At 62.7% G+C, this 12,201-nt stretch carries 7 protein-coding genes and 3 pseudogenes; 6 read left to right on the top strand and 4 right to left on the bottom strand.

The window, feature by feature from the left end:
• Positions 1–192: 192 nt before the first annotated feature.
• Positions 193–377 (bottom strand): annotated as a pseudogene (locus tag ACIBI6_RS41060) (hypothetical protein); the annotation flags it as partial.
• Between the two features lie 1,045 nt (positions 378–1,422).
• Here ACIBI6_RS41060 and ACIBI6_RS41055 point away from each other — a divergent pair.
• Entirely contained in the window at positions 1,423–1,923 is a 501-nt protein-coding gene (locus ACIBI6_RS41055; protein WP_329406784.1) for a hypothetical protein, read from the top strand.
• A 78-nt stretch (positions 1,924–2,001) separates the two neighbouring features.
• Here the strand turns inward: ACIBI6_RS41055 and ACIBI6_RS41050 are convergent, their stop codons facing one another.
• The gene (locus ACIBI6_RS41050; RefSeq protein ID WP_364360201.1) at positions 2,002–2,412 is read right to left on the bottom strand and encodes a TetR/AcrR family transcriptional regulator; all 411 of its coding nucleotides are present in this window, start codon (positions 2,410–2,412) and stop codon (positions 2,002–2,004) included.
• Positions 2,413–3,043: 631 nt separating this feature from the next.
• Here ACIBI6_RS41050 and ACIBI6_RS41045 point away from each other — a divergent pair.
• Both ACIBI6_RS41045 and ACIBI6_RS41040 read left to right on the top strand, forming a co-directional pair.
• A complete protein-coding gene (locus ACIBI6_RS41045) occupies positions 3,044–5,686 on the top strand; it encodes a discoidin domain-containing protein (protein ID WP_396960565.1) in 2,643 nt (880 codons plus the stop codon).
• A 156-nt stretch (positions 5,687–5,842) separates the two neighbouring features.
• Positions 5,843–6,736, top strand: a pseudogene (locus ACIBI6_RS41040) (ISL3 family transposase); the annotation flags it as partial.
• Positions 6,737–6,738: 2 nt separating this feature from the next.
• Here ACIBI6_RS41040 and ACIBI6_RS41035 read toward each other — a convergent pair.
• A pseudogene (locus ACIBI6_RS41035) lies at positions 6,739–7,089 on the bottom strand (TetR/AcrR family transcriptional regulator); the annotation flags it as partial.
• A 666-nt stretch (positions 7,090–7,755) separates the two neighbouring features.
• Between ACIBI6_RS41035 and ACIBI6_RS41030 the strand changes: the two are divergent.
• Together ACIBI6_RS41030 and ACIBI6_RS41025 are read left to right on the top strand one after the other, a co-directional pair.
• Positions 7,756–7,995 (top strand): cytochrome C oxidase subunit IV family protein, encoded by a 240-nt coding sequence (locus tag ACIBI6_RS41030; RefSeq protein ID WP_396960567.1) that lies wholly within the window; start codon positions 7,756–7,758, stop codon positions 7,993–7,995.
• Positions 7,996–8,468: 473 nt separating this feature from the next.
• Positions 8,469–9,299 (top strand): SDR family oxidoreductase, encoded by an 831-nt coding sequence (locus ACIBI6_RS41025; RefSeq protein ID WP_329406796.1) that lies wholly within the window; start codon positions 8,469–8,471, stop codon positions 9,297–9,299.
• An 80-nt stretch (positions 9,300–9,379) separates the two neighbouring features.
• Here ACIBI6_RS41025 and ACIBI6_RS41020 read toward each other — a convergent pair whose 3' ends face one another.
• On the bottom strand, positions 9,380–9,964 hold the full coding sequence (locus ACIBI6_RS41020; RefSeq protein ID WP_329406798.1) for a helix-turn-helix domain-containing protein: 585 nt from the start codon (positions 9,962–9,964) through the stop codon (positions 9,380–9,382).
• A 387-nt stretch (positions 9,965–10,351) separates the two neighbouring features.
• On the opposite strand from ACIBI6_RS41020, the gene ACIBI6_RS41015 reads away from it, so the two are divergent.
• Positions 10,352–11,980, top strand: a complete 1,629-nt coding sequence (locus tag ACIBI6_RS41015; protein WP_329406801.1) for an MFS transporter — start codon at positions 10,352–10,354, stop codon at positions 11,978–11,980.
• Positions 11,981–12,201: the final 221 nt, after the last annotated feature.

Below are 12,201 nucleotides of genomic sequence, written 5' to 3'. Positions count from 1 at the left end.
CGCGCCCAGCGCACGGCGGCGATCTCCAGACGCCGGGTCGCGTCCGAGTGCCCGCCGCCGTCGAGCGCCGACGCCATCAGCTCGTGACAGGTGTAGGTGCCAGCCTGGTCAGGACCGGCGTGGCAGGACGAAACGCTGATCGACATGGGGAACACCTTGGTGGAAGGAATTCGGTACGGTCAGCTCGTGGTCGATCAAGGTGTACCGAATGCGGGTGATATTCGCCGGATCCCGATAGAAGTCCGCGACGTTATCCGCCGACATCGGCGGTGCCATCGGATGGACGAAACCCGGAAACGAGAAGTATGCGGTGATCCAGATTATCCCAAGATGGGCAGAGTCCAGAATAAGATCAATTCCCCGTCGGTTCGCCTAATCGCTTCGAATCCTCACGGAAAAGCACTGTCACCCAGACCTGCTGCCGCCGGTGATCACGGAAATGGCCTGGCATAATGCTCACCGGATTCGAGCAATGTCGCGCGCGACACTTGTCCTTGCGCCGGTAACTCGCCCTGCCCTACGGCGGCACCTCTCGACCTGCGCGCTCTCCGTCTCGGCCATAACGTGCACCATGCCTATCTAATCTTGACGAGGGAGACTAGCCGATCGGCTAGTCAGTGCTCTGAGCATAAACGCAACACCCTGCGCCTGCATAGTGTTGACTGAAAACGGTTGCTTGCCGGCTTTGCCGGGACCGGGCGGCAGTCATGCGGACAGGTCAACGATTCCTGGTGGGATAAAAATTGAGGGACGTGTCGACGTGGACTACAGAACCCGCTCGAATTCCCTTTGGACTACGGCCTTTTCGGCTTGCGCCGGGTTCGCGGCGTCGACCGGCCGAGCGGGGCCACCCCCTGACCGATCTGCGCGTGCCTGTTCGTGATCGGACTATCTCCTGGGTATCGGCGCCTAATGCGCCCCCGGCTCATCGCGAGCAGTGCAGCGCGGCAGCTCATCGCACCGAACGGTGAACCGCCGACCGGCAGGTTCTGACCGAAGATCCCGGTGGGCCCGTCTGCGAGGTGGTCGAGCGCTTCGTGGGCGACGTCGTCGGTTCTCGTCGGCCGCCCGGCGCCGCCATGAGGTATCGCAGCGGACCCGCTTCGTTGCAGAGCGCGAGCATTGGTAAGCGCCGTGAAGACGCGCAAACACGAGGCTTCGCCGAGCCGGTGGGCGTCAACACCGTTCACCCAGCGTGGGCAAAGGTGGCGGGGCCGGCCACGGCGGCGGAACTGGTAGACATCGATAGGCATGGACAACTCCAGGTTCGAGCTTTCCGATTCGGGGTGGACGTATACCTAGCCGTTCGGCTAGTGTCGCCTATCACAGGGTAACGCCATTCTCAGAAGCGCGAACCCCGTTGCGCAACCGTTTGACACTCGGGTGAGCAACCGAATCACCAGCTTCGAGAGGAGATCCATCATGTACGACACCACCATTCGCACCATCGCGACCTGGTGCGGCATCGCCGCAATCACCGTCGCCACCGCCACCGCGTGCGGCTCCACCGACAAAACGAGCGGCACCACGACAACGACCGCCGCCGCGGCGTCGATGTCATCGACTGCGGCACAAGCTGATTCGGCCACGACCAACGCGGTCACCCACGCCTTCGTGGCATTCTTCGACACCAAAACACCGGTGGATCAGCGGGTCGCTCTGGTAGAGAACGGCACGACCTTCGCGCCGGTACTGACGGCCCAAGCCGACAACCCGGCCACACAGACGACGGCGACCGTGTCCGCGGTGCAGGCGGGCGATGCTGCGCACGCCACCGTCACGTACACGCTGCTGATGGGCGGCAACCCGGTGCTGCCTGATCAGTCCGGGCAGGCGGTGCAGGAAAACGGTCAGTGGAAGGTCGCGGCGACGACGTTCTGCGCGCTGGTCGAACTGCAAGGTGGACCGGTGCCCGGCTGCTGATCACCGCGCAGACATCGAGGCTACTCGGAAAGCCGAAAAAGCCGTCGCGCCAGACGCATCAGATGAGACCGCAACGTCTCATCGTCGAGGTCGATCGCCAGCGGATGAAGAGCGGCGCCACTGATGGCCGCCGATATCATCGCCGCCTCGACGCGCATGTCGATGTCGGCGTTCGCACCACTCAAATCCGTCAACAAGCGCTCCATCATTTGGGATCATTTGGGCATACGCGTCGTGATCGGCGAGGAATCGCACCATGACCGGATCGGTCTGCAGCACGCCGACCAATCGTCGGCGTTGCACCGCGAGGTCGATCTGGGTGAGCAGGACCTCTCGAGCACGCAGATCGCCCTCCTCCGCCTCGGCGGCGCCGATCGAGGCATCCAACCTTTCCAGTCCGGTCTCGGCCACCGCGAGGATGATGTCGTTCTTCGACTTGAACTGATAGTCGACAGCGGCTTTCGTCACACCGAGGGCGTCGGCGATCATCTGCAACGACGTCCCGCCGACACCATGCTCGGTTAACAACGCCAGTGCAGTATCTACTGTGCGCCGCTGTGCGGCAGTTTAGCCACGATGCCTCGACACCCACCAGTTGCATCGCCTGCCGAGGTCACGAGAGCGAGAATACCGATCGCGCGACCCGATCCCCAACGGCCATGGTGGAAAAGGCTGTCGATCGATCTCCGACTGTGTGCCCTTCGGAGTCCGAGCTCGGGACGGTGGGGCCGAGGAGGCTGAAGCGCGCAGCGCGGCGGCGTGTTGAACGCTGGACGACAGAGATCAGCCAGGACAACTGGGCGACCAACAAGATACCTGGTCGTCCTCGTTCCGATCTGTAGGTAGCCCCGCCGGAGGCGTAAACGGCTGATCAGACTGGAGCATCGCCTACCGACGATCAGCTGTTTCTGTTGGTACAGGGCGCAGTAGTCGTTTCCCTTCCCGAATCGACTGCCCACATTGGCTATCAACCACCCTTCCGCCGCGTGGCGGGCTTCGGTGGGACCCACACACCATATGGAGAGGTACGTAGTTGTCATTGATAAGTAGGTGCTTCGGGCGCGTCGGCGTGTGGGCAAGGGCTTGGATCGCTGTCGCGATGCTTATGGTCCTCGCGCTGGTGGTTCAGGTTCCTGTGGTGGCGGTGCGCCACATGTCCGAGGTGACGGCGGGGACTATTTGCCCGGATGACGAGCTCGCCGCTGCGCCGGAGTGGGCACCGTCGAGCGGCGCGGTCGATGCCGCCTACGATCGACATCCCTTCGTGGGCAACGGCTATCTCGGGTTGCGGGTGCCCCCGCGTGGTACGGGCTACGCCGGGACGGACCAATTGAGTGGTTGGCCGCTGTACACGCCACGCTATGACGGCGCGTTCGTTGCCGGACTGTACGGTCACACACCGACCGTCGCCGCGGACCGCGAGGTGGCGGCGGCCATTCCGAACTGGTCGGGCCTCACCGTCGGTGTCGGCGACGAGAAGTACTCCGGCGCAACACCGGCGGCGCAGATCACGAATCTCGCGCAGACGGTGCACCAGCGGTGCGGGCTGGTACGCACCTCCCTCACCTGGACCACACGGGACGGCAAGACCACCGATCTGGTGTACGAGGTGCTCACCGATCGCGTCGATCAGCATGTCGGGGCGGTGCGGCTGACGATGGTGCCGCACTGGTCCGGTCAGGTCACCGTCAGCGATGTGCTCGACGGTGCCGGTGCACGGCGAATGACGCAGATCGACGGTGGTGCGCGCGGCGAAGACGGTATCGGTGTCGGCTTCCGAACCGATGGTGACGCAGTCACCGGTGCGGTCGCTTCGGTGTTACGCACGACAGCATCGACGGCACAGCAGGTTTCGCCAGCACTCGGATTGAGTATCGGCCGGGATGCGCGGTGGGATGCGCGGGCGAACGAAACCTACGAGGTGACGAAGTTCGTCGGTGTCGACACAACGCTCACCGCCCCGGATTCTGCGGCTGCGGCGTTCGACGCCGCGCGTCGAGCCGCGGACAAGGGCTGGTCGCGGCTGCTCGCCGACACAGCGGCGGCGTGGCGGGAGCTGTGGCGTGGCGAGGTTGTCATACCGGATGCTCCCGAAATCCAGGCTTGGGTGCGTGGCGCGCTGTATTCGCTGTATTCGAGCACGAATTCCGGGCAGGACAACAGCATTTCACCGGTTGGGCTCAGTAGCGACAACTATGCGGGCGCGGTGTTCTGGGATGCCGAGACCTGGATGTTTCCGACGCTGTTGCAGTTCGCGCCCGAGCTGGCGAAATCGGTTGTGGAGTACCGGTACAAGACGCTGCCTGCAGCGCAGGCCAATGCGCGGCTGCTCGGTTTCCGTGGCGCGTTCTATCCATGGACCAGCGCCAGCCGCGGCGATCTGGCCGAATGTCTCAGCTGGCTGCCGCCGCACTGCCTGAACCAGGTTCATCTGCAGGGTGATATCTCCCTGGCGGCCTGGCAGTACTATCTCGCCACCGGCGACGATGATTATCTACGCACCCGCATCTGGCCGGTCATGCGCAATGTGGCCGAATTCTGGGCCTCACGTGTCACGCCGAATCCGGACGGCAGCTACTCCATCAACGATGTCGCAGGCCCCGACGAATACAGCAACGGCGTACGAGACGGGGTTTACACCAATGCTGTGGCCGCGCTTGCCCTGCGCAATGCCGCACACGCCGCCGATCTCCTGCGCGAACCCAGCCCACCGGAATGGACCACCATCGCCGACCGGCTGCGCATACCGTTCGACCCCGCACGGCAGACCTTCCTGCAGTACGACGGCTATCCGGGCACACCGATCAAACAAGCCGACGCCGCGCTTCTGATCTATCCCCTGGAATGGCCCATGTCCCAAGAGGTTTCCGAGCATACGCTCGACTTCTACGCCGAACGCACCGATCCCGGCGGCCCAGCCATGACCGACTCGATACACGCCATCGCCGCCGCGGCGGTCGGGCGCCCCGGCTGCGCGACCACAACCTATGTCGAACGTGCGGTGCGCTCATTCATGCGCGCACCGTTCGGGCAATTCTCGGAGTCGCGGGGTGTCGGGGGCCTCGCGGAAATCCTGAGCGCACCAGCGTTCACGTTCGTTACCGCGGCTGGGGGATTCCTGCAGTCTTTCACCAACGGACTGCTGGGGCTGCGCCTGCGCGAGGACAGGATCCGTATCGCCCCCTTGCTATCGCCGGAACTGAAATCCGGAGTGTCCATCCACGGAATGCACTGGCAGGGGAGAACTTTCGACGCCGAACTCGGACCCGACCGCACAACCATCACCCTCACCGGCGGTGCGCCGATGCAGGTCGAAACCTCGACCGGCGTCGACCTCGTCAGTGCCGACCAGCCATTGACCGTCACGACTCGGCGACCGGATCTGGACCACAGCGAAAACCTCGCCCGATGTACATCTGTTACCGCATCTTCCGAGGAACCGGGCCGATACGCCGCTGCGGCAGTCGATGGCAGCCTCGCCACCGGTTGGGCACCCGAGGGCACCCGAGCAAACCTCACGGTCGATCTGGGCACCGATCATCCCATCAGCAGAATCCTCCCGCGCTGGGCCGAGCACGCACCGACGTACACAATCACCGCATCCACCGATAACCACACCTGGACACCAGTCACCACCGACCCCACAACCGGCACAGTGCAACAGTCACTCACCGCCCGCTACCTGCGCCTCACGGTCGCTAGCGCTAATCCCATGATCCACCCCATAATCCAAGAACTCGAAATCGCCGGCCCACCACACTGACACTGAAGTACTGAAGGGACCGGCTCGGCTTCGGTTGACTCAGTACGCTGCCCAGTTGGTAAGTCACTCGCGTGAAGGGTCGGGACTGTAAGAACAACAACGGCTCTGGCTCACTTTCGGTGGCTCAGCGTGATGGTCTGACGGCACGATGCCCGGGTGGGCGAGGTGAATATTGCTGTCGGGCTTGCTTTCTCAGGGTTGTCGGCTCTGCTGGTCGAGGCTGTCGTTGATGATGGTCCGCAGATCGTGGTGCGTGCCAGGACAGCGCCGGGTCCTGCGGCATGCTCGCGCTGCGGCGTGGAGTCGGTGAAGGTTCACAGCTATCACCATCGGACCGTCGCCGATCTACCGGTGGACGGCCGGCTCGTGGTCGTGCGGGTGCGGATTCGGCGGTTGATCTGTCCGACGCCGCAGTGCTGCAGGACCTTTCGCGAGCAGGTTCCTGGCGTGCTCGAACGTTACCAGCGGCGCACCACTCGGCTGACCGGCCAGGTGCGGGCGGTCGTGAGGGAACTGGCCGGTCGGGCCGCAGTTCGGCTGCTCGCCGCGCTGCCGGTTCGGCTGTCCCGCCACACCGCAGTACGGGTATTGCTGCAAATCCCGCTGCCTCACCGGCCGGTGCCTCGGGTGGTAAGCGTGGACGATTTCGCGTTGCGGCGCCGAAACCGCTACGGCACAGCGGTGATCGACGCGGTCAGCCACGAACGAATCGCTGTCCTGCCCGACCGCAAGTCCGAGACTCTCGAAGCATGGCTGCGCGACAACCCCGGTGTCGAGCTCGTCGTCCGCGACGGATCGGCTACCTACGCCGAAGCCATCCGCCGGGCACTGCCCGCCGCGCTGAAGGCCAGTGACCGCTGGCACCTCTGGCACGGGCTTGCCCGATCGGTCGAAAAAGTCGTTGCCGCGCATGGCCGATGCTGGGCAGCCGCCGGTCCGAAGAGGCAGACGCTTACCCGCGAAACCAGCACGTTGGAACGCTGGCATGCGGTGCACAACCTGCTCGATCAGGGTGTCGGACTGCTCGACTGCACCCGTCGGCTCGGATTGTTCGCAAGAAAGTCCTTGAACAGGTGACTGCCGAGGCGTTTTCGGATGGCCTCGTGCAGGCGTACCGATTCGGTCAGCGTCGCGGCCAAGTCGTGTGGTTTACGGAGGAATCGCGACAGTTCGCGTGCCATGCGTTCTTCTTCGCGCTGCTCGAGTTCGATCAGCACGTGTTCCTTCGTCGGGAAGTGGAAGAAGAACGTGCCGTGCGCGACCCCGGCCACCGAGACGATCTCTCCGACATCGGCTGCCGCCATGCCCTTGCGTTTGAACTCGGCGATCGCCGCACCCAGCAGTAGTTCACGTGTCTGCTGCCCCTTGGCTTCGCGGGAAGAGACCTTTCCCTTGGCGGGCATCGTTTCCCTTCCCGGTGAGCAACCTGACTCGAGTTGGTTATGTCATGGCCGACACGGCGCTACGCCGGAAGTCGTGGACCATATCATCGCGCGGTTCTGCCTCATCCCGGCCGGCGGACACGGAGGCGCAGATAACTGACCTGACTCGGTCACAGATTGAGCGCTGTCGGCGATAGAAATAGTACTGCTCGGTTTTGTATGGCGAAGTTGTTTCCAGTACGAAGTGGGCCTAGCGCTGCCGCGGGTCATATAGGGCGTGTTCGCGCCCGTGTGCTCGGGTAGGGCGGAGTGGATGAGTGCCCTGCCCGTCTGGCGCGCGTCGCGGTACGGCACCATGACTGATTGAAGTCAGTGAGGCTATTCCACACAACGATCGGATGTGTTAACGTCCTTGTCGTGGCAGCATATCTGCTGGTATATAGCCTGCAGATATAGCATTTAGCTAACGACATCCAATGTGAGTATCTGACGACTCGCATTCGTTCATGATTGATTTGAGTCAGCCTTAGGAGTGGTCGATGCAGAGTCGCGCCGACGCCGCAGAGCTGTCCGAGACCGCGAACGTCAGAACACAGTGGGTCGGCCTGTGGACCTACAGCGATGTATCGCACCTGACGTTGCTCGAGTTGGGCCAACAGTTGGGCAAACCGTTTTCCGTGATCGCCGATAGCAACCGGTTGGGCGCTGTTGGTCGACTCCGGCAATCACGGCGCGGCGCTCAGGCCGAGCACTGTGATCACCTCTGCTGCGATCGTCATGGCGCTCATCAAGGTACGCATCATCTTTCGGGAATTCATGGAGGTGCGGCGCGCTCCAGCATTGTTGTGCCGCCTCACGGATCTGTGGGTCTTGCTGATCGCCGCAAGCCTGCTCGGCAGCTATTACGTCGGCCTCGCGGTCCGGTAGTGCGCGGAACCCATGGCGGCGGTCCTCGGCCACGACACGCCGACCGGTCCGATATGAACCGCAAATCTGCCGAACTGGCAGAGAGGAACCGATGACATATTGTCTTCGACCCGGAGATCGCCGGTGTTGTTGCGATGATGCCGGACGTCGATGTCACCGACTTGCCCGACGCAGAATCGGGTGAAGGTGGCACTCGCCGAGATCTTCGGCGAGCCCGATAACCGCGGTGTGACGGTTCGAGAACTCGCCGTCGGCCCGGTCGGCGCGCCCGATATCCGGCTGAGCTCTTACCTTCCGCACCGCCGGGCCGGAGCCGCCGGGATTCTCGACGCGCGTTTGTCGACACTCCGGTATGGCGTTGGGCGGCAAGGGCTCAGCTATGCGCAGCGATTGGTGCAGGCAGGGCGTCACCGTCGAGCCGCATCTGTATCCAGGCACGTTCTACGCCAACACGAAAGATGAAGGTAGAAGATATGACGAGTGTTGGGATTGTGACCGGTGCTGGCCGGGGGATGGGGCTGGCATGTGCCCAGCGTCTGGTCGATACGGTCGACGTCTTGTTGCTTGTCGACCGGGACGAGCAGACTGTGGGCACGGCGGCCGAGGAGCTGTCGGCGACGGTGCGCGGAACCGTCGAGCCATTCGTGCTCGACATTACCGATGATGCTGGATTGCCCCGTCTTGCCGACCGCGTCAACGAACTGGGCACGCTTCGGGCGGTTGCTCATGCGGCGGGTATCTCGCCAACGATGGCTGACTGGCGTCGTGTATTCACCGTCGATCTGGTCGGAACCGCGATGCTGGTGGAGGTGCTTCGGCCGCTCGTCACAGCGGGTACCGCGATAGTGTGTTTCGCGTCGATAGCGCCGACAATCGGCGTAGCCGAGCGAAATCCCGCCGTCGACGCGATCCTTGATGCGCCGCTGGATGTGCGGCTACTCGACAGGATCCACGGCGAGCTGGGGGCGGACGTCGAATTCACCGGGATGGCCTATGTGTGGGCCAAACATGGCGTACGACGCTTCGTGCAGCAGGAGGCGGTGCGGCTCGGTCCATTGGGCGCCCGAATCTGCTCGGTGTCGCCGGGAATCATCGATACACCGCAAGGACGCCTCGAGGCGGCCAGCAATCCGCTAATGGCCACAATGGTTGAGCGCACGCCGCTAGGTCGGGAAGGGCGTGCCGAAGAAGTGGCGGCCGCGGTGGCCTTCCTACTGTCGGATGAAGCGAGCTTCGTCAATGGCGTCGACCTACTGGTGGACGGCGGTATGAGCACCGCTGTCCTCCGGCTGGCCGGAAGGTGACGGCTATGACCGACACTGTCCTTCGGGGCGGTCCGCCAGATCGGCCATGTCGTAATGGTGCACTCTCGCGCTTGCCCTGCTCATTCCGGTAGCTGGAGAATCCGTCGTGTCAGATGCAGGAGATGTTTTCGCAGCGTGTCATCGTCGAGTTCCACCACGAGGGGATGGACTGCGGCCCCAGCGATGGCGGCCGAGAGCATCGCGGCCGGCACTCGCATGTCTGCTCCCGCGTGCTCGCCGGCCAGCACGGTATAGAGGCGCTCGATCAACAGCTGGAACGGCTCGTGTTCAGCCAAGAATCGGATCATTATCGGATCGTTCTGTAGTACGCCGACCAGCCGTCGACGCTCGACGGCGAGATCGATCACCCGGCTGAGAAGTATTTCGCGCGCTCGCAGACTGTTGTCCTCGGCCTCCGCGGCAACGATCGCGTCCGCCAATCCCGCCAATTCGGTTTCGACCACCGCGAGGACAATGTCGTCCTTGCTCTTGAACTGGTGGTACACAGCCGCTTTGGTGACGCCGAGTGCATTGGCGATCATTTTCAACGACGTGCCGCTGACGCCGTGACTGCCGAACAGTTCGTGTGCAGCCTTAATGGTGCGGTTCTGCGCGGCACTGTATTTGCCGCGTGCTGCGGTGATTGTGCTATCGGCGGGATTCACACCTCGACTATAGCCGATCGGCTAGTAGACCCTTGCGTCTCGACTAGCTGATGGGCTAGCCTCTATCGAGATAGCCGATCGGCTAGTTGCGGTCGATATCAACTGCTCTGTGGTGCATGTGCCGGGCCGGCTCAGAAACATGCGCGCGAGCAGCGACAACTCGATATGGCTCGGTCCGCGCTCGCCGATCAAGGCGATCGAAAAACGGACGAGCACCCCGAACCTCTCGTCCCGTGCGGCCGTCTCCATCGGTACGCATAACCTTGCGCGTTTGAAACCAGGCTCGATGCCGCCCCGGGAAAGCCCAGTTAAAGAAAAGACCGCTTTCGGGTCGGCCAACACTATGAGATTTATCCGATCAACGTTGCTTGTTCTCTAGGAGCACCCATGTCCACCGTGACCGATCCGACGCCGGACGACACCGAGAAAACCGCCGATTCCGGACAACTGGCCGGTGCGTCGACGGCACGGATAATTGCTGTGCTAGCCGCGATCGTGCTGTTTACTGAAGTGGTCCCGCTGCAATACTTCATGGTATCCGTGGCGCTACAGAAGATGACATCGTCTTTTCCGAATGTCGGCGCCAACATCAATTGGACCATCATCATCCTCGGCCTGGTCGGCGCGTCGGCAACCCCGTTGCTCGCGAAAATGGCCGATATCTGGGGTAAGAAGCGGATTTTCATTCTTTGCGGCTTGTTCTTCATCGTCGGATGCTTGATCGATGCGCTGACCCATAGCTGGACTTGGTTTCTGATCGGGCGTGGGTTGCAGGCGTTCGCAATCGCCACGCAGGCCATTTCGTGGGCGTTGGTCCGAGATCTGCTGCCGCGTAAATGGGTTCCCATCGGGCTCGGCGTGACGGCCACCGGAATGGGATTCTCCGGGGTGCTGGCGCCAATCGTTGCAGGGTATCTGGTCGACCATTACGACTGGCGCATGATGTTCTGGGTTCTCGGCGTTTTCACGCTGATCATGGTGCCGATCGTCATGATCGTGGTGCCGGAGTCCACGCGGCGGGTGAAGGACCGTATCGATCCCGTTGGCGCGGTACTGCTTTCGGTTGGTGTGGCGCTGACGCTGATCTATCTGGACAAGGGACAGGACTGGGGTTGGGGTCGTCCCACCACGTTCGCATGGCTGATAGCCGGTCTGGCACTGCTGGTAGCCTTCTACGTCGTCGAAGCCCGGATCAGCAGGCCGCTGGTGGACGTCAAACTGCTCAGTCAACCCAAGGTCAGCCTGGTATTGCTGATGGGGCTGCTCGGTGTCGGGATCCTCGCGGTGCAGTCCTACGCGCTGGGGTACATGACGCAGACTCCGAGCCAGGACCAGCTGCACGGCATAGTCAGCCAGGGCGTGGTCGACAAGGCGCATGAAATGGTGGGCGTCAATTTGCCTCTTTCCGCTGTCCAACTTCACTTCGATCCCGGGTACACCTATGGCGACGGGTTCACCCTGATGCAGTACGCCCTGCACATCGGCATTGTCGCCGGGTTGGTCGGTATGATCTTCGGTCCCCTCGGTGGATACCTGACGACCCGAGTCGGCGGCCGGATCGTCGCGATCATGGCTCTCGCGATCATGACCGGGACGGGCATCGGATATGCGTTACTGCCTTACAGTTGGACCACCTACGCCATCCTGGCAGCGGTGTTCGGAATCGGATTCGGCTTCCTCTATTCATCGGTTCCCATTCTCGTCACCGAGGCCGTTCCGCCAGAGCAACACGCCATCAGCTCCGGTATGCTCGGCGTCACGTTCAGCATGGGTACATCTATTGGCCTCGCGATCGTCACAGCATTGTTGAACAACAGTCCCGTCAAGGCGCAGATCAACGTTATGGGCAATAAGTTCACCCAAGTCATTCCCCAGGTCTTCGCCGATCGCGGCTACTCGTTGGGATTCTTGGTGATGAGCGGCTTCAGCTTCATCGCCTTGCTGATCGCGGTGTTCATGCGCCACGGCCGCAAACCGGCTACCGGTGGCATCGAAGCAATGACCGCTGGCCACTAGCCGTCGATAGCCGGCCTGGCCGCGCACGGCTTGATCTTGCCCTATCTCAAATTCCTTCCACCGCAGGTGTTTCCCATGTCGATCAGCGTTTCGTCCTGCCACGCCGGTCCCGACCAGGTTGCCACGTACACCTGTCACGAGCTGATGGCGTCGGCGCTCGACGGCGGCGGGCACTCGGACGCGACCCGGCGTCTGGAGATCGCCGCCGTGCGCTGGGCGCG

This window comes from Nocardia sp. NPDC050412 (assembly GCF_044458825.1).
Lineage (GTDB): Bacteria > Actinomycetota > Actinomycetes > Mycobacteriales > Mycobacteriaceae > Nocardia.
The sequence above is the reverse complement of the archived record's forward strand: the minus strand, read 5'-3'. Positions and strand labels throughout refer to the sequence as shown.

Excerpts from the sequence above, each read along its gene's own strand:
- ACIBI6_RS41055 (WP_329406784.1), top strand. The coding sequence starts at position 1,423 with ATGTACGACACCACCATTCGCACCATCGCGACCTGGTGCGGCATCGCC.
- ACIBI6_RS41050 (WP_364360201.1), bottom strand. The coding sequence starts at position 2,412 with ATGATCGCCGACGCCCTCGGTGTGACGAAAGCCGCTGTCGACTATCAG.
- ACIBI6_RS41025 (WP_329406796.1), top strand. The coding sequence starts at position 8,469 with ATGACGAGTGTTGGGATTGTGACCGGTGCTGGCCGGGGGATGGGGCTG.
- ACIBI6_RS41015 (WP_329406801.1), top strand. The coding sequence starts at position 10,352 with ATGTCCACCGTGACCGATCCGACGCCGGACGACACCGAGAAAACCGCC.